At 50.9% G+C, this 20,961-nt stretch carries 22 protein-coding genes; 2 read left to right on the top strand and 20 right to left on the bottom strand.

The genetic code is table 11. The features are described 5' to 3' along the window. Nucleotides 1-2: 2 nt before the first annotated feature. The 17 genes from rimM to BM200_RS03840 all read right to left on the bottom strand — a co-directional run bounded on the left by rimM (nt 3) and on the right by BM200_RS03840 (nt 15,510). Nucleotides 3-524 (bottom strand): ribosome maturation factor RimM, encoded by a 522-nt coding sequence (gene rimM, locus BM200_RS03920; RefSeq protein WP_091181528.1) that lies wholly within the window; start codon nt 522-524, stop codon nt 3-5. Between the two features lie 73 nt (nt 525-597). Next, entirely contained in the window at nt 598-828 is a 231-nt protein-coding gene (locus BM200_RS03915; RefSeq protein WP_091181527.1) for a KH domain-containing protein, read from the bottom strand. Between the two features lie 25 nt (nt 829-853). After that, a complete protein-coding gene (gene rpsP, locus BM200_RS03910) occupies nt 854-1,126 on the bottom strand; it encodes a 30S ribosomal protein S16 (RefSeq protein ID WP_015845058.1) in 273 nt (90 codons plus the stop codon). A 46-nt stretch (nt 1,127-1,172) separates the two neighbouring features. Then, nucleotides 1,173-2,561: a signal recognition particle protein gene (gene ffh, locus BM200_RS03905; protein ID WP_091181526.1), complete on the bottom strand. Its 1,389-nt coding sequence runs from the start codon at nt 2,559-2,561 to the stop codon at nt 1,173-1,175. Next, nucleotides 2,548-2,949: a YlxM family DNA-binding protein gene (gene ylxM, locus BM200_RS03900; RefSeq protein ID WP_091181523.1), complete on the bottom strand. Its 402-nt coding sequence runs from the start codon at nt 2,947-2,949 to the stop codon at nt 2,548-2,550. The genes ffh and ylxM overlap by 14 nt, the downstream gene beginning before the upstream one ends. Nucleotides 2,950-3,066: 117 nt before the next feature. Further along, complete coding sequence (ftsY, locus tag BM200_RS03895) at nt 3,067-4,065, bottom strand: signal recognition particle-docking protein FtsY (protein WP_091181522.1); 999 nt, start codon at nt 4,063-4,065, stop codon at nt 3,067-3,069. A 36-nt stretch (nt 4,066-4,101) separates the two neighbouring features. Beyond that, on the bottom strand, nt 4,102-7,689 hold the full coding sequence (gene smc / locus BM200_RS03890; protein WP_091181520.1) for a chromosome segregation protein SMC: 3,588 nt from the start codon (nt 7,687-7,689) through the stop codon (nt 4,102-4,104). 165 nt (nt 7,690-7,854) lie between these two features. Continuing rightward, the gene (gene rnc, locus BM200_RS03885) at nt 7,855-8,550 is read right to left on the bottom strand and encodes a ribonuclease III (RefSeq protein ID WP_091181518.1); all 696 of its coding nucleotides are present in this window, start codon (nt 8,548-8,550) and stop codon (nt 7,855-7,857) included. Next, nucleotides 8,540-9,781 carry a beta-ketoacyl-ACP synthase II gene (gene fabF, locus BM200_RS03880; RefSeq protein WP_091183479.1) on the bottom strand — a complete coding sequence of 414 codons (1,242 nt, stop codon included), beginning with the start codon at nt 9,779-9,781 and terminating at the stop codon, nt 8,540-8,542. The genes rnc and fabF overlap by 11 nt, the downstream gene beginning before the upstream one ends. 151 nt (nt 9,782-9,932) lie before the next feature. Next, nucleotides 9,933-10,166 carry an acyl carrier protein gene (acpP, locus tag BM200_RS03875; protein ID WP_091181516.1) on the bottom strand — a complete coding sequence of 78 codons (234 nt, stop codon included), beginning with the start codon at nt 10,164-10,166 and terminating at the stop codon, nt 9,933-9,935. A 95-nt stretch (nt 10,167-10,261) separates the two neighbouring features. Further along, on the bottom strand, nt 10,262-11,011 hold the full coding sequence (fabG, locus tag BM200_RS03870; protein WP_091181513.1) for a 3-oxoacyl-[acyl-carrier-protein] reductase: 750 nt from the start codon (nt 11,009-11,011) through the stop codon (nt 10,262-10,264). A 34-nt stretch (nt 11,012-11,045) separates the two neighbouring features. Continuing rightward, nucleotides 11,046-11,969 (bottom strand): ACP S-malonyltransferase, encoded by a 924-nt coding sequence (gene fabD / locus BM200_RS03865; protein WP_091181503.1) that lies wholly within the window; start codon nt 11,967-11,969, stop codon nt 11,046-11,048. Nucleotides 11,970-11,983: 14 nt separating this feature from the next. Further along, nucleotides 11,984-12,970 (bottom strand): beta-ketoacyl-ACP synthase III, encoded by a 987-nt coding sequence (locus BM200_RS03860; protein WP_091181502.1) that lies wholly within the window; start codon nt 12,968-12,970, stop codon nt 11,984-11,986. After that, nucleotides 12,970-13,962 (bottom strand): phosphate acyltransferase PlsX, encoded by a 993-nt coding sequence (plsX, locus tag BM200_RS03855; RefSeq protein WP_091181500.1) that lies wholly within the window; start codon nt 13,960-13,962, stop codon nt 12,970-12,972. The genes BM200_RS03860 and plsX overlap by 1 nt, the downstream gene beginning before the upstream one ends. Before the next feature lie 62 nt (nt 13,963-14,024). Beyond that, entirely contained in the window at nt 14,025-14,597 is a 573-nt protein-coding gene (gene fapR / locus BM200_RS03850; protein ID WP_091181499.1) for a transcription factor FapR, read from the bottom strand. A 177-nt stretch (nt 14,598-14,774) separates the two neighbouring features. Then, nucleotides 14,775-14,948, bottom strand: a complete 174-nt coding sequence (gene rpmF, locus BM200_RS03845; RefSeq protein WP_015845071.1) for a 50S ribosomal protein L32 — start codon at nt 14,946-14,948, stop codon at nt 14,775-14,777. Between the two features lie 37 nt (nt 14,949-14,985). Further along, nucleotides 14,986-15,510: a YceD family protein gene (locus BM200_RS03840; RefSeq protein ID WP_091181497.1), complete on the bottom strand. Its 525-nt coding sequence runs from the start codon at nt 15,508-15,510 to the stop codon at nt 14,986-14,988. Between the two features lie 161 nt (nt 15,511-15,671). On the opposite strand from BM200_RS03840, the gene BM200_RS03835 reads away from it, so the two are divergent. Continuing rightward, nucleotides 15,672-16,919 carry a nucleotidyltransferase gene (locus tag BM200_RS03835; protein ID WP_091181492.1) on the top strand — a complete coding sequence of 416 codons (1,248 nt, stop codon included), beginning with the start codon at nt 15,672-15,674 and terminating at the stop codon, nt 16,917-16,919. A 5-nt stretch (nt 16,920-16,924) separates the two neighbouring features. Here the strand turns inward: BM200_RS03835 and BM200_RS03830 are convergent, their stop codons facing one another. Further along, a complete protein-coding gene (locus BM200_RS03830) occupies nt 16,925-17,989 on the bottom strand; it encodes a S16 family serine protease (RefSeq protein WP_175532727.1) in 1,065 nt (354 codons plus the stop codon). Nucleotides 17,990-18,116: 127 nt separating this feature from the next. On the opposite strand from BM200_RS03830, the gene BM200_RS03825 reads away from it, so the two are divergent. Further along, a complete protein-coding gene (locus tag BM200_RS03825) occupies nt 18,117-19,346 on the top strand; it encodes a nucleoside recognition domain-containing protein (protein WP_091181478.1) in 1,230 nt (409 codons plus the stop codon). Here the strand turns inward: BM200_RS03825 and coaD are convergent, their stop codons facing one another. Further along, entirely contained in the window at nt 19,347-19,859 is a 513-nt protein-coding gene (coaD, locus tag BM200_RS03820) for a pantetheine-phosphate adenylyltransferase (RefSeq protein ID WP_091181476.1), read from the bottom strand. Next, nucleotides 19,846-20,436: a 16S rRNA (guanine(966)-N(2))-methyltransferase RsmD gene (gene rsmD, locus BM200_RS03815; protein ID WP_091181475.1), complete on the bottom strand. Its 591-nt coding sequence runs from the start codon at nt 20,434-20,436 to the stop codon at nt 19,846-19,848. The genes coaD and rsmD overlap by 14 nt, the downstream gene beginning before the upstream one ends. Nucleotides 20,437-20,961 lie beyond the last annotated feature (525 nt).

The following is a 20,961-nucleotide window of genomic DNA, read 5'->3' as shown; positions in this document are numbered from 1 at the left end:
CATTAGATCAGCCCTTCCATCAAACGCACCGTAACCGTTTTGCTCGCCACATCGACATTCAGCAGTACATCATCAATAACGGGAAGCAACAGCTGTTTGCGCTTAGGCTGTTCAACAACCCATACATCATTCGCTCCCGGGCGCAGGATCTCCGAAATCGTTCCAAGCTCCTCGCCTTCTTCCGTTACAACACGGCAGCCAATGATCTGATGGTAGTAGTATTCGCCTTCTTCGAGCTGTTCAAGATCCTCTTCGCCGACCTTTAATACCCAGCCCTTGTATTTTTCCACTTCATTAATATCATTGAAGCCCTTCAGCTTCAATACAAACATGCCTTTATGCTCACGCGAACTGCTCACTTCAACTTCCAGCTTCTGTCCATTGTCCAGGTTCTGAAGAGACAACTTACTGCCCGGCGCGAACCGCACATCGGCAAAATCCGTCTGTGGCAGCACCTTCACTTCACCGCGAAGACCATGGGTATTCACCAGCTTGCCGACAGTAAACCATTTAATATTGCTCATAGTATGTACCCGCCTATCTATATTTGTACGAAAAAGGGCTAGGATAATTATCCTAACCCTGCATCGTATGGATTTACGATATGATGTCTACGATAACGCGTTTCTGCGATTTGATAGCCGCGGATGTGACGACGGCACGAATCGCTTTCGCAATTCGTCCCTGCTTGCCGATTACCTTGCCGATATCATCGGCATGAACCGACAGCTCGTACACCGTACCGCGATCATCATCTCTCTCATTGACGCGCACGTCCTCTGGATGATCCACTAACGCCTTTGCTATGACAAGAATCAATTCTTTCATTTCAAGGCCCTCCGCTGTTCAACAGTTATTTCTGTTGCTTAAGCTCATGGAACTTTTTCAGGACACCTGCTTTGGAAAGCAAGTCGCGAACGGTATCAGAAGCTTGAGCTCCTGTTTGCAGCCATTTCAATGCTTTCTCCTCGTCAATCGTTACTTGAGCCGGTTGTGCAACCGGGTTGTAAGTACCGATTTCTTCGATAAAGCGACCGTCACGTGGGGAACGGGAGTTAGAAACGACAACGCGGTAGAATGGAGCCTTGTGAGCACCCATACGTTTCAGACGAATACGTACTGCCATGGAAATTCACCTCCTTCGGTTAATCAACTGTCGAACCGTATAACGATTAGAACGGGAATTTCATCCCTTTGCCGCCTTTGCCAAGCATGCCTTTTAGACCTTTCATTCCGCCCTTTGGACCTTTAGGACCCATCATGGACGAGAATTGCTTCATCATCTTGCGCATATCTTCAAACTGCTTGATGAGGCGGTTTACTTCTGTAACCGATGTGCCGCTGCCTGCAGCTACGCGTTTACGGCGGCTATGATTAAGAAGCTCCGGCTTTTGCTTTTCTGCCTTCGTCATCGAGCGGACAATCGCTTCAACGCGGTTGATCTGCTTCTCATCTACCTTCATATCCTTCATGTTGCCCTTCATCTTGTTCATGCCGGGCAGCATGTCCATCAGCTGATCCAAAGGACCAAGCTTGCGGATTTGAGCCATCTGCTCAAGGAAATCGTCGAATGTAAATTCGGCAGTCCGCATCTTGCGTTCCATCTCTGCCGCTTTGTCGGCATCAATGTTCGATTGTGCTTTCTCGATCAAAGACAGCATATCTCCCATCCCGAGAATACGGGAAGCCATCCGATCCGGATGGAATGGTTCCAGCGCATCAATCTTCTCGCCCATTGCAGCGAATTTGATTGGTTTGCCGGTTACCGCTTTGACAGACAAAGCCGCACCGCCGCGGGTATCGCCATCAAGCTTAGTCAGCACAACGCCTGTCAGCTCAAGCTGATCATGGAAGCTTTGCGCGACATTAACTGCATCTTGACCTGTCATAGCATCAACAACAAGTAATACTTCGTCAGGGTTTATGTTCAGATGGATTTGCTTCAGTTCCTCCATCAGCACTTCATCGATATGCAGCCTGCCTGCGGTATCGAAGATGACATAATCATTATGATTTTCTTTGGCATGCGCAAGACCGGCTTTCGCAATCTCAACCGGCGAAGTCTGATCGCCTAGGGAGAATACCGGAGCATTGATCTGCTCGCCTAGCACTTGCAGCTGCTTGATCGCCGCAGGACGGTAAATGTCACACGCAACGAGGAGCGGCTTGTGATTGCTCTTCTGTAGCAATTTGGCCAGCTTGCCTGTTGTGGTTGTCTTACCTGCACCCTGCAGACCAACCATCATAATAACGGTCGGAGGCTTGTTCGCTTTCGCAAGTTTGCTCTGCGTGCCGCCCATCAATTCCGTTAGCTCTTTGTTAACGATGTCGATGACGACCATGCCTGGCGTGAAGCTCTTCGAAACATCCAGACCAAGTGCCTTCTCTTTCACTTTGGCGATAAAATCCTTGACGACTTTAAAGTTAACGTCGGCTTCGAGCAATGCAAGACGCACCTCGCGCATTGCTTCGTTCAAATCCTCTTCCGTTACTTTACCTTTGCCTCTCAGCTTGCTGAACACATTTTGCAATCGGTTCGTTAAGCTCTCAAATGCCGCCATGATTTGTCACCTCCGTCACACAAGTAATTTCCGTCTTTGTCAATTGTTCGATATCATCAAGTAATCTTTGTTTAAATGTATGGTCGATCGGAAGCTCGGCAACTTGACGTTCCAGTCCGGCTGCCAGCCGCTGCATGGCTTCGTGCTTTGTCAGCAAATTAAGCTTGGCTTCATAGCCTTCAAGCACCTGCTCCGCCCGTTTCACATGTTCGTATACCGCCTGCCGGCTAATGCCGGACTCAGCAGCGATCTCGCCGAGCGAGTAATCATCGTGGAAATAATATTTTAAGAACGTCCGCTGTTTCTCCGTGAGTAGCGGCTCGTAGAAGTCAAATAACAAGTTAATTCGTGTTGTCTTCGCAAGGGCATCTGGTTCATGTGTAGTCATCAGCCTTAAGCCCCCTTCAACATTATCCGTCAAGTAAAAAGCCTTGACAGTGTCACAACGTCTTTTATCTTACACGATCGCTGATAGCACTGTCAAGCTTTTGTCCTTGTCACTTATTTATTTTGTTTCTTCCTGTTCTTCTTCACGCTGGATCAGCCCTGCAAACAGGGCGTGCACGAACTGTTCCGAGTCGAATTCCTGCAGATCCGTCATCTTCTCTCCAAGACCAACGAGCTTCACCGGAATATTGAGTTCATTGCGGATTGCTATAACGATTCCGCCTTTGGCTGTGCCGTCGAGCTTCGTCAATACAAGACCTGTAACACCGCTCTTCTCACCAAACAGCTTTGCTTGGCTGAGTGCATTTTGTCCTGTTGTTGCGTCGAGGACGAGCAGAACTTCATGCGGAGCATCCGGAATTTCACGCTGAATGACACGGAAAATTTTGTTAAGCTCTTCCATCAGATTCGTTTTGTTCTGCAGACGGCCTGCCGTATCGCACAGAAGCACATCAACGCCACGCTGCTTCGCCGCTTGAACTGCATCGAACATAACGGCAGCCGGATCGGAACCCGATTGCTGCTTGATCACATCGACCCCTACACGCTGGCCCCATACTTCGAGCTGTTCGATTGCCGCTGCGCGGAAGGTATCGCCGGCTGCGAGAAGCACGCTTTTGCCTTCGCTTTTGAACTTATGGGCGAGCTTTCCGATTGTAGTCGTCTTACCCACTCCGTTAACGCCAACGAATAATATAACGGTAATGCCGCTCTTTGCCATTTGAATTCCCGGGTTCTGTTCACCCTTCAAAAGTCCCACAAGCTTCTCCGACAGAACAGGCTGAAGCTCGGCCGCTTGCTCGATCTTGCGTTTCTTCACTTCGGCGCGAAGTTCATCGATCAGCGTCATCACCGTATTTACGCCAACATCTGCTCCGATCAGAATTTCTTCAAGCTCCTCATAGAACTCTTCATCAATCTTCTTGCGGCGGGTAATCAGCTCTTCGACCTTCTCAACAAGTGCTACACGTGTCTTGGTCAGGCCTTCCTTGAATATCGAGGTTACCGCTTCGGTCTTCGAAGCGATGCTTTCTTTCAGCTTTTTGAAAAAACTCATACCGGTTCATGTCCTCCATCCTATTAGGGCAACTGCTTAAGCGGATTCCTGCTCTTCCGCATCTTCTTCCAGACGTACGGAGACAAGCTTGGATACGCCGCCTTCTTCCATCGTTACGCCGTACAGCACGTCGGCTTCCTCCATTGTACCTTTACGGTGCGTTACAACGATAAACTGGGTAAGCTCGGAGAACTCGCGCAAGTACTGGGCAAAACGAGCGACGTTTGCTTCGTCCAGCGCCGCTTCTACTTCGTCAAGCACACAGAAAGGCACCGGCTTCACCTGCAGGATCGCGAACAATAAGGCAATCGCAGTAAGCGCTCGCTCCCCGCCGGATAACAGCTGCAGATTTTGCAGCTTTTTGCCTGGAGGCTGGGCGACAATGTCAATCCCCGTATCCAGCACCCGTTCAGGGTCTACCATGACAAGATCGGCACGACCGCCGCCAAACAGCTTCGCAAACACGACAACGAAATGCCTGCGGATTTGTTCGAACGTTGTACGGAAGCGCTTCGACATCTCTTCATCCATCTCGCGGATAACCTGGTACAAGGTTGTCTTGGCTTCAACAAGATCATCCTTCTGCTCGGTCAGGAATTCGAAACGCTCCTTTACGCGCTCATACTCTTCAATAGCGCCAAGGTTCACATCGCCAAGTGCTGTGATCTGACGTTTGATATCGCGAACCGCATTTTGCGTACCTACGATATCCTCCGGCACGGGATACTGTTCTTTCGCCAGCTCGAAGCTCAGCTCATACTCCTCACTCAGCTTGCGCAGCAGGTTGTCCAGCTCGACGTCGAGCCGGTTAGCTGCAATTTCGGTCTGCCGCATTTGCTCTTCCACTTGGCGGAGCTGAGCACGTTGTTCCTTCGTATCACTCTCGCCTTGCTCCAATTCCTTGACACGGTCGGCACGGGCCGAGCGCTTAAGGTCCGTCTGCTCCGCGCATTCCTGCTTCTTCAGGCGCAGATGATTGAGCTGCTCGATTTGAGATACGGTTTCTTCGCTATGGCGTTCCAGCTCGGCATCCTGCTGGGTGAGCAGAGAACGGTAGCTTGCCAGCTCCTGCTTGGCCCGCTGTATATCGGCGCGGACACGTGCTGCCTGATCCTCGAAGGATTGCTTCTCCTGATCCGTCTTCGCAACGGAAATTTTCAAATCCGTCAGCTGGACTTGAAGCTCTTCCTTCGCTGATTCGCTTGCTTTGCGGCGCTCTTCGGCTAGCCTGATAGCCTCCTGTAAACGGGCCTCGTCGGCTGTCAGCTGTTCAAGCCGGACTTCAGCGGCCTCTGCCATTACCTGCATCGACTGCTGCTCCGCCGCATGGTTGCTGCGGTCTGCCGTAAACAGCTGCTCTTGATCGCTGAGATGCTTGGCTTCATTGTTCAACTGCTGCAGCTCGGCACGAACCTGTTGCTCGTCAATGCGGTATTGCTCGGCCTGCGAGCGCAGCTCCTCCATGTTTTGCGTGAGGATCGATTGCTCTTTACGAATGTCGCTTAACTTGTCCCGCAATTGAGCGATTGTCTGCTCGCCATCCTTGATTTCCTGATCCAGCGCTTCAATCTGGCGTTGACGGCCGAGCAGGCTTGCCCCCTTCTTCTGAAGGCTGCCGCCTGTCATGGAGCCGCCGGCGTTAACGACATCACCTTCAAGCGTTACGACGCGGTAACGGTATTGGCATTTGGATGCGATTCGGTTGGCTTGTTCCAGCGTTTCAGCAAGAAGCACATTGCCAAGCAAATTATTGATAATCGCTTCATAACGCGGTTCACAGGAAACAAGGTCTGCAGCAACACCAACAAAGCCGTCCACCGATTCCGCCATCCGCTTATCATGCTCCGGCACTTGACGGCCCCGGATAACATCAAGCGGAAGGAAAGTCGCACGGCCAAGCTGACGCTGCTTCAGGAAGGCAATCGCACTGCGGGCCGACTTCTCATCTTCCATGACGATATGCTGCAATGCTCCGCCTAATGCAGTCTCTACAGCGGTCTCAATTCTCTCCGGCACGCGAACAAGCTCGGCAACGGCACCGTGGACACCACTGATGCCTCCGGATCCTGAAGATCGGCGCGAAGATTTGAGCACCTCACGAACACCGTGCATGAAGCCATCCAGCGCATCCTGCATTTCCTTCATCGTATCGCGCCGTGACGTTTGGGCATCCAGCTTCTGCTCCCACTTGCGGAGTGCCGCTGTTGCTTCCTCAGAGATCTGACCGAGCTCCTTGGCCTTTTCGGCTTGATCAATATACTTGGTGCGCGCTTTGCTGATCGAGTCGAGTGTCGCTTCCAGCTGCTTCTCGAGCTCGTTCTTCCGGGCGTTCAGCTTCCTTTGCTGGTCTGACCATTTCGCTTCCTCATCACTTAGGCGCTCGATACGCCGTTGAACCGCCTCCTGCTGCTGAGCCGCGTAACGGATTTCGTTGCGCAGTTGAGCCATCGTGCTAAGGACCTCTAAAAGCTCGCCCTTCAGCATTTCTTCCGCGTCGGCTGCTGTACCGCCAGTAACACCAATGAGATTGTTTTCTTCAACGGCCAGCTTCTGCTTCAGCTCTGCCAGCTGCAGCTCCAGAACAGCACCACGATTGCGGAATTCCGCTTCTTCGCTTGTTAATGCAGCGATCCGTTCATCTTGGGCAGCAATCGTTTCTTCCAGCTGCCTTTTATTTTGCTCCAGGTTTTTCTTCCGTTCCTTCAGAACTTCCCCGTAACCTTCGCACTTCTCGTACTCTTCACTATAATGAAGCATGTCTCCATGAAGCTGGTCGAGCGCTTCCTCAAGCTCGCGGAGCGCCTGACGGTCCTTCTCCAAATGGGCATCATGCTTGCTTACAACGGTGGACAGCTCAAGCTGTTCGCGTTTGAGGCGTTCCAGCTTGGTATTGGCTTCCGACCATGAGCCGTACACATTCTCTATGTTATGTACGTACATTGAGATCTCTTGCGTTTTCAGCTGCTCTCTTAACTGCTTGAAATGGATAGCTTTCTCCGATTGAATCCGAAGAGGCTCCACCTGGTCTTCCAACTCCGTCACAAGATCGTGAATCCGAAGCAGATTGTTTTCCGTATCTTCAAGCTTGCGTTGTGCCTCGCGCTTGCGCGATTTATATTTGACAATACCGGAAGCTTCCTCAAATATGCCCCGGCGGTCTTCCGAACGGGTGCTTAATATCTCTTCGATCCGGCCTTGTCCGATTATGGAGTACGCTTCTTTACCAATACCGGTATCCATAAACAGCTCGGTAATATCCTTCAGCCGGCACGACTGCTTGTTGATCATATATTCACTATCGCCGCTTCGGTGGACCCGGCGGGTAACTGTCACTTCATTATATTCAAGCGGCAGCGCCCCATCGCCGTTATCAAGCGTCAGCGATACTTCACCGTAGTTAACTGCTTTACGCGCATCACTTCCGGCAAAAATAACATCTTCCATTTTGCCGCCGCGAAGGCTCTTTGCGCTTTGCTCGCCCAGCACCCAGCGGATGCCGTCCGAAATATTGCTTTTACCGCTGCCGTTTGGTCCAACAACAGCCGTAATGCCGGTGACGAACTCCATCTCCGTCTTGTCGGCAAATGATTTAAATCCCGATAATTCTATCCGTTTCAGGAACATAACCTGGCTTTCACCTCATCGCCTATTGTAACACATCTTGAAGCGGCTCGTTAATCCTTTTACCCCCTGCAAAAATCATACAAAGTGAACCGGCATTCATTCTTAAAAAATTAAAAAAAGCCTGCCGGAGATCCTGTTGCTAGAATCTAAGGCAGGCTTATTTGCTTATTCCGTCAACGATTGCCAGGCAACAGCCGCAGCACGCTGCTCCGCTTCCTTCTTCGTTCTGCCGCTTCCATTGCCGTATGGAATTTCTCCGATACACACCTCAACGACAAATTCCCGGTCATGGGCTGGACCACGCTCTTCCATAATCCGATACTCTACCGAACCAAGTCCTTTGTGCTGAGCACGCTCCTGCAGCTTGGACTTGAAGTCCTTCACAAGCAGTCCGTAGTCATTGGACTCAATATACGGAAACATATGCGTTTCCAGAAAAACTCTTGTCCGTTCAATCCCGGCGTCCAGAAATATCGCTCCAACAAAAGCCTCGAACAAATCGGCTAGCAGCGCAGGACGCTGTCTTCCTCCAAGCTGCTCCTCGCCTCTGCCGAGCTGAATATGAGCGCCAAGCTCCAGCCGCTCTGCAAATTGCGCAAGTGATGGCTCGCACACGACAGATGCACGCATACGGGTCAGCTCACCTTCCGGACGGTTCGGATAAGCAGTGAACAAATATTCCGATACGAGCAGCTGCAAGACAGCATCGCCGAGAAACTCCAGGCGTTCATTGTGCTCGATCGTTCCATGTTTATGTTCATTCACATAGGAGGTATGCGTAAATGCCTGCTTCAGCAGCTTGAGCTGTTTGAAGCGAAGCTGCAGACGCGTCTGCAGCTCGTTAATGGAATCACGCTTCATAGACTTTCATCACGATCGTCGCGTTATGACCGCCGAAGCCGAACGAGTTAGACAGCGCCGTTCTGACATCCGCTTTACGTGGCTTATTCGGCACGTAATCCAGGTCAAGCTCAGGATCTTGATTCTCCAAATTAATAGTTGGAGCGATAATGCCGTTTTTCAGCGTAAGGCCCAAAATAACGGCTTCAACACCGCCGGCAGCGCCAAGCAGATGGCCTGTCATTGATTTGGTCGAGCTTACAGCCAGCTTATACGCATGATCGCCAAACGCTTTCTTAATAGCGGTTGTCTCGGAACGATCGCCTACGGGCGTGGATGTACCGTGCGCATTGATATACTCAATCGCTTCCGGTTCAATACCAGCATCGCGCAATGCTTTCGTCATACAGCGCGCAGCTCCGTCCGGATCCGGCTCCGTCATATGATGAGCGTCACCGCTCATGCCATAACCGATTACTTCCGCATAAATTCGAGCTCCGCGTTGCTGAGCATGTTCCAGCGATTCGAGCACAAGCACGCCTGCTCCTTCACCCATAACAAATCCGTCACGGTCGATGTCAAACGGACGGCTAGCTTTCTCAGGCTCGTCATTGCGTACGGACATCGCACGCATCGAGCAGAAGCCGGCAAGACCTGTAGGACGGATAGTCGCTTCCGCGCCGCCGCAGATCATCACATCGGCATCCCCGCGCTGAATCATTTTGAATGAATCACCAATCGAGTGAGTACCCGTTGCGCAAGCAGTAACCGCTGTGCTGTTCGGACCCTTCGCGCCTGTCAGCATCGATACTTGTCCAGAAGCCATGTTCGCGATCATCATCGGAATGAAGAACGGACTTACGCGCTTAGGACCTTTCTCGAGCAGAATGTTATGCTGGTCTTCCCAAGTACCGAGACCGCCGATACCAGAACCAACGATTACGCCGACACGCTCAGGATCAACATTGGAACCGATCTCAAGACCGGAGTCTTCAACGGCTTTCAAGCTGGCTACCGATGCGAATTGAACGAAACGGTCCATGCGACGCGCTTCTTTTCTATCTAGCTTATAATCTTCGGGATTAAAATTCTTTACTTCTGCAGCAATTTGTGTCGGATATTCGGATACATCAAACGCTTCGATATGCGATACGCCCGATTTCCCTTCCATCAAATTACCCCAAAACTGTTCCAGATCTGCGCCGAGCGAGGTAATAACCCCCATGCCGGTAACAACAACTCTTTGTTTCACTGTAAGATTCACCTCAACGGACTGCAATTTAGATGCGTACATCACATCTTCTATATATAAAAAAAGCATACAAGCTCATTCATAATGTCATGATGATTCCTTGCCTCAGATGGAGAGAAGTCCCGTCTATTACAACGGGACCCTAGTTTCCTTACGTATGAGATTGTATGTAATTGACTACTTCTCCCACCGTGGTGATTGTCTCTGCATCTTCATCAGAGATTTCCATATCAAACTCGTCTTCCAGTTCCATGACCAACTCAACGACATCAAGAGAGTCAGCGCCGAGGTCATCTTTGAAGGAAGCTTCCAGCGTGACTTCCGCTTCGTCTACGCCAAGTCTGTCGACGACGATACGTTTTACACGTTCTACTACTTCGGACATCCGATTCACCTCCTCCTAGGGTATTATACGAGAATTTAAGACAAAATGCCATACATAACCGTTGCAATTCCAGACATCCTGTCGGATATGCAAACTTACATGTACATGCCGCCGTCTATATGAACCGTTTGACCTGTCATATAAGAGGCAGCATCGGACGCCAGGAAACGAACCGCAGCCGCAATGTCCTCAGCCGCTCCAAGACGGGCAAGAGGAATTTGGGCAGAGAGTGATTCCTTCATTTCGGAAGACAGCTTGTCTGTCATATCCGTCTGGATAAAGCCTGGAGCAATGCAGTTAACGGTAATTCCGCGCGAAGCAAGCTCACGTGCGCTTGACTTCGTGAGGCCGATTACGCCTGCTTTTGCCGCGACGTAATTAGCCTGCCCCGGATTTCCGAGCACGCCAACAACCGAGGAGATGTTAATAATGCGTCCGGAACGCTGCTTCATCATAGGCCGCGTAGCCGCTTTGATCCCGTTAAAGACGCCCTTTAAGTTCGTCTCAATAACTTGGTCAAATTCCTCTTCTTTCATACGCATAATTAAATTATCTCTTGTAATGCCTGCGTTATTCACCAAAATATCAATCGACCCGAATTGATCAACAACTTCTTTGACCATGGCCTCGAATTCACCGGTTTTGCCGACGTTGGCTTTAAGAATAATGGCGCGGCGTCCAAGCGCTTCAACCGCTTTGGCTGTATCCGCTGCAGCAGCCTCGCTGCCCGAGTAATTGATCGCTACGTCTGCGCCAGCTTCTGCAAGCGCAATGGCAATCGCACGGCCAATACCGCGTGATGCGCCCGTGACGAGCGCTTTTTTACCTTCAAGACTAGCAAACATGGTATACCTCCTCCAAGTTTTGCATGAACCGGCATTAAAGGGTTTCTAATGCAGTAATGCTGTTGACTGAGATGACACGCAGATTTTTGTCGATTTTCTTGATCAGGCCGGCAAGAACCGTCCCCGAACCAATCTCAACAAAGGTATCTACGCCTTGCTGGGCTAAATAACGAATGCTGTCTTCCCACAGAACAGGCGAATACACCTGCTCCACCAGAAGATTGCGGATTGTTGCCGCTTCGGTAACCGGAGCCGCCGTGACGTTTGCCACAACCGGAACAGCTGCATCGCTCATCGATACTTCCGTCAAAACGCCGGACAGCTTCTCAGCCGCTGGCTTCATCAAGGAAGAATGGAACGGACCGCTTACTTCCAGAGGAATAACGCGTTTTGCGCCTGCTTCCTCTTTGCCGCGTTCGACAACTGCCTGAACGCCTGCTGCAGAACCGGAAACGACGATTTGACCCGGACAGTTAACATTCGCCAGTTCAACCGTATTTCCTTCTTCTGAGATCTTCGCGCATAGTTCAGCCAGAACGCCGCGTTCTGCGCCAAGCACGGCAGCCATTGCACCTTGTCCGCCCGGAACGGCTTGTTCCATAAACTGACCGCGGGCACGGACTGTGCGGACTGCGTCCGCAAAGCTCAACACGCCTGCAGCAACAAGCGCGCTGTACTCGCCAAGGCTGTGTCCAGCAACATAATCGGCTTTGAGGCCTCGGCCTTCAAGTGCCTGAAGCAAAGCCACACTAACAGTCAATAATGCAGGCTGTGTGTTAGCCGTTTGTTTCAGTTCATCTTCCGGTCCGTTAAAAATAATATCGCTCAGCTTGAAGCCCAGCGCTTCGTCCGCTTGCTCGAAAATCGCGCGCGAGCTTTCAAATGCTTCGTACGCATCTTTACCCATGCCAACCGCTTGTGCGCCTTGGCCGGGGAATACAAACGCTGTTTTGCTCAAATGAATTCCCTCCGTTACCAGATCAATACGGAAGCGCCCCAGGTGAGGCCTCCTCCGAAGCCAACAAATACGAGGCAGTCACCTTCGTGTACCCGACCTTGCTCTACAGCTTCTGCTAGTGCAACCGGAATCGATGCAGCCGACATGTTGCCGTATTTGTCCAGATTAATCATGCACTTCTCTTCCGGAAGATCCAGACGGTTAAGTGCGGATTGAATGATTCGGACATTGGCTTGATGCGGTACAAGCAGATTAATATCCTCTTTATTCATGCCTGCTTTACGAAGAGCTTCTTCCGCAGCTCCGCCCATAATGCGCACAGCAAATTTGAATACATCATTGCCTGCCATATGGATGTAATGCTGCTTCGATGATACAGTATCGGCAGACGAAGGCAAACGCGATCCGCCGCCGCTAACTCTCAGCAGCTCTCCTCCGCCGCCGTCCGCACCAAGCTCAAACGACTTGAAGCCTCGGCCTTCCTCTACCTGGCCAAGAACAACGGCGCCGGCGCCGTCACCAAACAGAATGCAGGTGTTGCGGTCTGTGTAATCCGTAATGCGGGACAACGTTTCTGCCCCGACAACAAGGATATGTTTATACATGCCGGTAGCAATCATATTCGATGCTGTCGCAAGCCCGTAAATAAATCCGGAGCAAGCTGCAGACAAATCGAATGCCGCCGCTTTCTTCGCGCCAAGCTTCTCTTGCAGGAGACATGCTGTTGAAGGGAAGAACATGTCAGGTGTAATGGTTGACACGATAATAAGGTCAAGATCCTCCACCGTAATGCCAGCTGCTGCGATAGCTTTCAGCGAGGCTTGATAAGCCAGATCGGACGTTGCCTGCTCCGGGGCCGCCATACGGCGTTCACGGATACCCGTTCGCGTCACGATCCACTCGTCATTCGTTTCCACCATTTGTTCAAGTTCTTGATTGGATAATATCCGGTCGGGAACGTATTTGCCCGTACCAATAATGCCTACAGGATGTAAATTCATTATGACCTCCCGCTTATTTCCGCTGCAATCGACTCAGTAACCTGAGCTTTAATGGTAATCCGGGCTTGCCGAATCGCACTTTTGACAGCCAAAGCATCCGAAGAACCGTGACATTTCATCACCAGTCCGTTCAAGCCAAGCAGCGGAGCGCTCCCATGCTCCTTGTAATCCATCTTTTTCTTCAATGTGCGAAGTTTCGGCATCATAACGGCTGCTGCAAGCTTCGTCAGAAGGTTTTCGCCGAAGGCATCCTTCAGGAATGTCATGAGCGAACCCGCCGTGCCTTCCATCGCCTTTAGCATAATATTCCCCGCAAAGCCGTCACAAATAAGAATATCGCAGCTGCGACTAAGCAGATCGCGGGCTTCAACATTGCCAATAAAGTTAATTGGCGCCTGATCAAGCAAATCATACGCTGCTTTAGTCAGCTCGTTGCCTTTCCGTTCTTCGGTACCAACGTTCAACAAACCTACACGGGGATTGTCAAAGCCATGCACCTTTGTCCGGTAAATACTGCCCATAATCGCGTATTGGAGCAAATGCTCCGGCTTTGCATCCATGTTAGCCCCAAGATCAAGGGCAAGCACACCAATATCATCCATGGTAGGAAGCATTGGGGCAAGCGCAGGACGCTCAATGCCGTCAAGTCTGCCTACTACAAGCAGACCGGTGGTCATTAGTGCCCCTGTATTGCCGGCGGAAATCATCGCGTCGGCATGTTTCTCCCGTACTAGCTGGCCGGCAACAACCATGGACGAGCCTTTTTTCCGTCGAACCGCTTTGACCGGTTCTTCATCCGGACCGATCACCTCATCCGTATGGCATAACGTCACGTTGGCCGGCTTTTGTCCTTTGAGCAGCGGCTCAATGGCCGCCTTGTCTCCGACAAGAACTAATTCCGTGTCCGTCCACTCCGCCGCAGCTTCCAGCGCCCCCTGCACAATAAGGCCAGGAGCGTGGTCGCCTCCCATCGCATCTATGGCGATCCGCATGTTTTTTTCCTCCCAAAAGCCCCGCCTGCATAATTGCAGGCAAAGCCTGAACTCATAAAAGCTTATGCCTCGCTCTCTCCTTCACCTGCTGAACGGTAAATGACGAAGTTCCCCTGGAACACCATCTCATCCCCGACATAGGTAAAAAGCTCCACCTTGGACTTGTGGCGCTCGCCGGATATCGAACGTACATAAGCTTTTGCAATGCACTTCTCGCCCAGCTTTACCGGCCGGATAAAGCGGATATCCGCTGTGACCGTCAAGGCGATTTTATCATCAATTACAGCTACCGCCAGTGAGTTTGCCTGGGCAAATACATGATGGCCCCGTGCAATACCCGTGCGTGAGAAAACATGCTCTTCACGGATTTCGAATATCGAGATCCCGCTTTTGTCCAGCTGCAGATCTACAATGTCACCGATGACTTCATGCAGCGGCAAAGACTGAACGGAATCATAAGAACGCTCAGCCATCAGCTTCATCCGCTCGCGCAGCTCGGGAATACCCAATTCCATCCGGTCAAGCCTTATCGTCTGGATGCTGACTTTCAAATGTCTTGTTAGCTCTCGATCCGTCATAAACGGGTTTTCATCAATCAATTGAGCGAGCAGCTGATGCCGCTGTCTCTTAGGCATTCGTTCGATCTTCGGCACCACCTTAACAGTATTGTGACCCTTGTCTGATTTTACTCGAATGATGGCTGATATTATAACCTGGTACTAATTAAGTATATAAAAAAAACCTTATGGAGGCAATGGACACAAAAAAATAGCACCTCATCGCAATGAAGTGCTATTGTGGGAAAACCGAGATTATTGGGAGATAATCTCTTTCGTTTTGTAATATCCGCACACTTTGCATACGTGGTGGCCGAGTTTCAGCTCTCCACACTGCTCGCATTTTACCATACCTGGTACTGCCAGTTTGAAATGCGTACGACGTTTGTCGCGGCGAGTTTTAGATGTTCTTCTTTGAGGAACTGCCATGTTTCCCACCTCCTTCATAGATTCAATCGCTCATACTTTATTGTTCGTCTTTGAATAAATCCTTGAGCACTGCCATACGAGGATCAATCTTCTCCGTAGAGCAGCCGCATTTTTGTTCATTTAAGTTCTGTCCGCAATTCTGGCACAGCCCTTTGCAATCCTTACTGCATAACGGCGCGAACGGCATGAACAACTGAAGCACTTCTTCCACATAAGGCTTCAAATCCAGCCTGTCCCCTGTTACTGCAATAACGTCGTCATCCTTAACTTCTTCTGTTTCCTCGTCATCCTCATCGGATGCCGGTTTAAACTGATCGAATACAGGAATCGTCGTGTGAAGCTTCACGGGGTCTAGACAACGTGAGCAAGCGAGCTCCCAATCAATGGTCAATTCGCCTTCGACCGTAATCGAACCTTCATTGCCTGTCACCTGAAGCGACACATGAAGCGGACCGGAACTGATGACATCGGATCTGTCTTTAAATAAGGCGGACACATCCAGATTCTCATCAATCTTTGCCTTAATGCCTTTGGACATCGTTTCTTGTACATGAAACTGCATGAGATCACCCCAAACAAACAAAAATTATTATATCTATTATCGAGCGGTTTTGTCAACATTTTCACGCTGTTTTTCATCTATTCGTCTGTTATTCCGTGAATAATTAGACGGCCCTGTGCTATGATGGAACATATATCCATCTAAAGCAAGGAGATGTATTAGTGCGAACGGTAGGACTAATTGTTGAGTATAACCCATTTCACAACGGTCATCAATATCATTTGCAGGAATCGGTCAAAATAGCAAACGCCGATGCAGTAGTTGCTGTCATGAGCGGACATTTTCTGCAGCGGGGGGAACCGGCCGTCATGAATAAATGGGCACGAACGGAAGCCGCCCTGCGCGGCGGCTGTGACCTTGTTATCGAGCTGCCGACCGCCTATGCTACGCAAGCGGCAGAATGGTTCGCTTACGGCGCGGTTTCCATTCTTGAAGCTACGGGTGTCGTAGATGCCTTTTGCTTCGGCACGGAGAGCGGCGAGATCGATGCGCTGCGTGATGCAGCCAAGCTGATTGCCCATGAACCGCCTGCCTTCCAGGAACTGCTGCGCGAGGCGCTGGAGGGCGGCGTCAGCTATCCGAGCGCGTACAGCACCGCTATTGCCGCCTATCTGACCGCTATCGGCCAAGAGGATGCGGCCGGCTTTCCTTTCGCCCAGCCGAACCATACGCTTGGCCTTCATTATTTAATTGCCCTTGAGCGTATCAAGGGACGGATGCTGCCTTACACGATTCGCCGCGAGAAATCCGAATATGGGCAAACGACAGTAACCGACCATGCGATTGCCAGCGCAACCGCCATTCGGAAGCTGCTGCTCGAAGGCGGCGAGCTTGAAGCAAGCAGACCGCTGGTGCCGTCTACGACTTTTGAGGTTATGCAACGGGAATGGGCTTCGGGAAGAAGTCCCGTGAGCTGGTCAAACTTTGTGCAGCCGCTCCTTCATACCGTTGTTACACACACGCCGGGTCAGCTTGCCGGATACCGCGAAATGATGGAAGGCCTCGAATACAGGCTGCTTCAGGCGCTGCCAAAGCTTGATAAGACCGGATTTGAGACACTGCTGGATGCTCTTAAAACCAAACGGTACACCAGAACCAAGCTTCAGCGTGCTCTTCTGTCTATTCTGCTTCATCACAAGAAGGAAGACTTCACAGCGGACAAGCTGGCCGCTGGTGTCGAATATATCCGAGTCCTTGGTTTTACAGGCAAGGGACAGCAGCTGCTGCGCCGGATGAAGAAGGAAGCGAAGCTGCCGGTCCTGTTAAGCGCTGCAAGGCCTCCTGTCGACTCCCGTTATCTCGAGCTGGATACACAGGCGTCAGCAGCCTATATGCTGGCTCAGCCCGGACATGCTTCGGCAGCTGCGATGTACAGGGATTTCACGGATAGACCGGTTATATTGGAGTAGGATAGCTATTCATTGATGTGAGCTGCAGCATTACGAATAGCAGAGACCGCCGTGTCGAGCGAGGTGACAGGGACTACCTTCATCTCGCTATGCAGCTCTTTGGCTTTGGCTGATGCCTCGGCATAATTTCCTTCCGGAGCCAGAAACAACTGTGCCCCTGCCTGATCAGCCGCAGCAACCTTATAGGCAATCCCCCCGATTGCGCCAACATTCCCCAACGAATCCATCGTGCCCGTCCCCGCGATCCGGAGCCCTTCTGTCATGTCCTTTTCCAATAATAGATTAAGAGATTGCAGGGTAAACATCAGACCGGCTGAAGGACCTCCAATGTCTCCTGCTTTGATTTCTATCTCGTCCGCTGGATTTTCGGGCACAACAATATCCAGTTCTCCAAGCGATAATCCATCAGGTACCGGAGCTATTAAGGCATTGGTGATGTTGCCAAAAAGGAGATGATAAGGAACCATTGCAAATATCTTATTCTCGCCTCTTTGGAGAACAAGCGCTACAATATCCCCTTCTTTTTTATCCATAACGGCAGCCGTGAATTGCTCCATATCATTGACATTCTCACCCTCGACCTTGATTACGCGGTCTCCTACCCGTATATCCTTTGATTCGCCATAAATTTTGCTGATGTAAAGCTCTGTACTCGTCGTATAAGCAATACCCGCATAACGGTACGCTGCTTCTACGGCAAAATGCTTTGAAGCTGTCATTTCGAGCTTCATTGCCTGCTGATATTCCTTCTCCGGCATTCCCTGCATAACCGAATCTTTGCTGTATACGGCAAAGTCCTTTTTCCACGCCGCCTGAATGACCTGCCAATACTTCGCATCGGTTAATTTAACGGTAGTTAACAGGAAGGCTCCCTGCTCTCCTTCTTCTGACGGAATAGGGGCTCGCTTTTCCCCCTGGCCATGCTGCACAAGCGGCTCCGTCTCGAACGTAAGCCCAGGTTCATAGATAACAAGAGAAGTTGGCGCATAAATAATAACCCACAGCATAATGGCAATCAGAATAATACCTGCAGCCTGTCTCTTCCGGCCGGTTAATTGAAACTTGCTCATCGTACTCCCTCCCTTCAAAAGGGCCATGGTCTATCCCGCTAGGCGTGTGCGTAGAATGGAACAGACCCTGGTTTGTCCTAACCCCTCTGGAAAAGTTGATCCTAATCCTATTGGAGTTGATAGATATATGGCACGAACAATTTTATATGCCGCAATCTCTATTCTATTGGTCGCTGCAATCATTCGCCAGCCGGATGAAGCCTTTCAAGCTTCCCTTCAAGGGCTTACGATCTGGTGGAATATCGTCTTCCCCGGCCTCTTGCCCTTCCTCGTCTTATTCGAGCTAATAGCTGCCTTTGGCCTTATTCACGGTATCGGCGTTCTGCTTAGACCCCTCATGCGCACCTTGTTCAAACTGCCCGGCGAAGCTGCATTGCCGTTGTTGCTCGGATGGATGTCCGGGCATCAGGCAGGAGCGGAAGCAACGGCAGCCTTGCGCCGCGATGGACTCGTATCCAAACGCGAAGGACAAAGATTGTTGGCATTGTCGCATATGCCTAATCCGCTCTTTATGCTGGTCGTTATTGGCGCGGGCTTCCTGCACCGGCCGGAGCTCGGCCTGTTCATCGCTGCCGTTGTATGGCTCTCTGCACTATGTACAGCCGGATGGAACTTGCTATTCAACAGTCGTAAGGATCTATCACAGAATGCCAGCCTCGCCGCAACGACAGCATCAGGCGGATTATTTGATCGAATTGCTGATGCCATCAATAAAAGCCGCGAACGGGATGGGCGCAGCTTTGGCAAAGCGCTTGGCGATGCGGTGTCCTCAGGGGTCCAAAAGCTGCTTGTTGTCGGCGGCTTCATGATTTTCGCGGCTGTTGCGGCCCGGCTTGCCCTGCCCCTCATACAGTTTGTGCTTCCGAGCGGAGCTGCCGAACTGCTGCTGCCTGCCCTGCTCGAAAGCCATATCGGAGCTTATGCGGCTGCCGTATGGCAAGGACCTGGCGTCAGCGCGGCAGTAAGCGCTGCGGCTGTTGCAGCCATTCTCGCCTGGAGCGGTATAAGCGCCCTGCTGCAGGCCGGTTATGCGATAACCGGAACGGATCTGAAGCTGCTGCCGCTGATCGGCGTCAGACTGCTGCATGCGGTGCACGCGGGCGCACTCGCCCTGCTGCTGTGGAAGCCGGCGCAGGACATTCTTACCTTGCTGCCGGACCGGTTAACCGGCGTTACGGCAGCTATGCTGCAGAACGGCACGGAGTGGCAACGCCCGTCCAACGCATACGAGGCCGTCACCGCATTAGGCCTCCCAACACTTTGGCCGTATACGCTGACGGCCGCGGCCGTGCTTGCTATTTTATTTATCATTATGCGATTAGCTGCGCCTCGAACACCTGACTGGAAAAAGCACTAGCTAGTTGTTCGATTGCTTGGCTTTATATTTTTCCACCAGACGATGCTCGATAGGAGCCGGAACAAGCTCATGCACCGGGCCGCCAAACATGGCGATTTCCTTCACGATGCTGGAGCTAAGGTAGGAAAACTTCGGATTGGTCATCATAAAGATTGTCTCAATCTCGTCATCCAGCAATTGATTCGTTGAAGCAAGCGTCAGCTCGTATTCGAAGTCCGTCACTGAACGGATACCCCGAACAATAATACTCGCCTTGCGGGATTTCATGAACCGGACGAGCAGGTCGCGGAAGCTGTCGATCGATACATTCGGGAGATCGCTTGTAATTTCGCGCAGCATCTCCTTGCGCTCCTCCAGGGTAAACAGTGGACTTTTACTCGTATTGTTCAACACGGCAACAATAACATGATCAAACTGCTTGGCCGAGCGTCGAATTATATCGAGATGTCCTAATGTCGGCGGATCAAAGCTTCCGGGATATACCGCTACACGACCGTTCTCATTCATCTGCATCACTTGTTCCTCCATCTGGGCTGCCAGGCGAATAGCGGTAAAGGGTTACTGCCGTATCGCCATATTTTTGTTTTCTCAGCAAAATAAATTGCTCCATCTGATCCGGGTACTCATGGCCTGCATCATGCTCAACGACAATGGTCGCCCCTTCTTCCAGCAGCGAACGCTGTGCCATGTCAATCATTAGCTCGTCCATATGGATCAATCGGTAAGGCGGATCCAGGAATACGAGCGAAAAAGCAACGCCCCGCTTCTCTAGCAGCTTGAGCGCGCGCTCTGCATCGTTGCGGTATATTTCCGCATGCCGTCCCATTCCTGCCGCTTCCGTATTTAATTTAATAATATCAATGCTTATTTTTTCTCGGTCGATAAAGATCGTCCGCTCGACGCCTCTGCTCCAAGCTTCAATACCGAGCCCGCCGGTGCCAGCGAATAGATCAAGTGCCAGTCCACCGTCGAAAAACGGTCCAATCATGCTGAAAATCGCTTCCTTCACCTTATCGGTTGTCGGACGCGTATTCATCCCTGGAACCGCCTTCAGCGTGCGGCCTTTGGCCGCTCCCGCAATGACTCTCACTGCTTATTGCTCCCTTCCTGTACTGTCGATGCCTATAGTACCACACTTTCCCTTGGATTATAAAGGCACCGGAGGCGTAAGGCAGACTCCACAAATATTTTTTTGCCGTAAAATGTATAATCGCCCACAAAGCGGACAAAATAAAATCATCGGCGTCGGAAGATGCCGTAGACAACCGCGGAGAAGACTTACGTTTCCCCATAAGCTCTTCGTCCGGTTTCTCCTCTCCCATGAAAGGACGCTCAGAAATGAGCGTCCGATTTTTTTTGTGTATAGGTTGTAACCCGGTACAAGATTTAAATTCCCCGGCAATGAGTCAAAAATAGTTCATCACGCCATTAACAATATTGTCCGATACTTGTTATCGGAACGACTCGGTAAGCATTCTCGCTTCATCGTTTGTGTTCGAGACGTACCTAGCTCTAGCAGGATTGCCGGCTTCGCATTTTCTCGGACGGCCGATAAAGACGAAATGGAGCCGATATAAAATGAGATAAAGAAATACTGAACATAACAATATTAGAA

Source organism: Paenibacillus catalpae (genome assembly GCF_900112695.1).
GTDB lineage: Bacteria > Bacillota > Bacilli > Paenibacillales > Paenibacillaceae > Pristimantibacillus > Pristimantibacillus catalpae.
Note: the sequence above shows the minus strand (reverse complement) of the source record. Positions and strands in the feature narration are given on the sequence as shown.

Bases quoted from the DNA above. Each gene is read 5' to 3' on its own strand.
- rimM (WP_091181528.1), bottom strand. From the start codon at position 524: ATGAGCAATATTAAATGGTTTACTGTCGGCAAGCTGGTGAATACCCAT.
- BM200_RS03915 (WP_091181527.1), bottom strand. From the start codon at position 828: ATGAAAGAATTGATTCTTGTCATAGCAAAGGCGTTAGTGGATCATCCA.
- rpsP (WP_015845058.1), bottom strand. From the start codon at position 1,126: ATGGCAGTACGTATTCGTCTGAAACGTATGGGTGCTCACAAGGCTCCA.
- ffh (WP_091181526.1), bottom strand. From the start codon at position 2,561: ATGGCGGCATTTGAGAGCTTAACGAACCGATTGCAAAATGTGTTCAGC.
- ylxM (WP_091181523.1), bottom strand. From the start codon at position 2,949: ATGACTACACATGAACCAGATGCCCTTGCGAAGACAACACGAATTAAC.
- ftsY (WP_091181522.1), bottom strand. From the start codon at position 4,065: ATGAGTTTTTTCAAAAAGCTGAAAGAAAGCATCGCTTCGAAGACCGAA.
- smc (WP_091181520.1), bottom strand. From the start codon at position 7,689: ATGTTCCTGAAACGGATAGAATTATCGGGATTTAAATCATTTGCCGAC.
- rnc (WP_091181518.1), bottom strand. From the start codon at position 8,550: ATGAAGCGTGATTCCATTAACGAGCTGCAGACGCGTCTGCAGCTTCGC.
- acpP (WP_091181516.1), bottom strand. From the start codon at position 10,166: ATGTCCGAAGTAGTAGAACGTGTAAAACGTATCGTCGTCGACAGACTT.
- fabG (WP_091181513.1), bottom strand. From the start codon at position 11,011: ATGTTTGCTAGTCTTGAAGGTAAAAAAGCGCTCGTCACGGGCGCATCA.
- BM200_RS03860 (WP_091181502.1), bottom strand. From the start codon at position 12,970: ATGAATTTACATCCTGTAGGCATTATTGGTACGGGCAAATACGTTCCC.
- plsX (WP_091181500.1), bottom strand. From the start codon at position 13,962: ATGCGGATCGCCATAGATGCGATGGGAGGCGACCACGCTCCTGGCCTT.
- fapR (WP_091181499.1), bottom strand. From the start codon at position 14,597: ATGCCTAAGAGACAGCGGCATCAGCTGCTCGCTCAATTGATTGATGAA.
- rpmF (WP_015845071.1), bottom strand. From the start codon at position 14,948: ATGGCAGTTCCTCAAAGAAGAACATCTAAAACTCGCCGCGACAAACGT.
- BM200_RS03840 (WP_091181497.1), bottom strand. From the start codon at position 15,510: ATGCAGTTTCATGTACAAGAAACGATGTCCAAAGGCATTAAGGCAAAG.
- BM200_RS03830 (WP_175532727.1), bottom strand. From the start codon at position 17,989: ATGAGCAAGTTTCAATTAACCGGCCGGAAGAGACAGGCTGCAGGTATT.
- BM200_RS03825 (WP_091181478.1), top strand. From the start codon at position 18,117: ATGGCACGAACAATTTTATATGCCGCAATCTCTATTCTATTGGTCGCT.
- coaD (WP_091181476.1), bottom strand. From the start codon at position 19,859: ATGCAGATGAATGAGAACGGTCGTGTAGCGGTATATCCCGGAAGCTTT.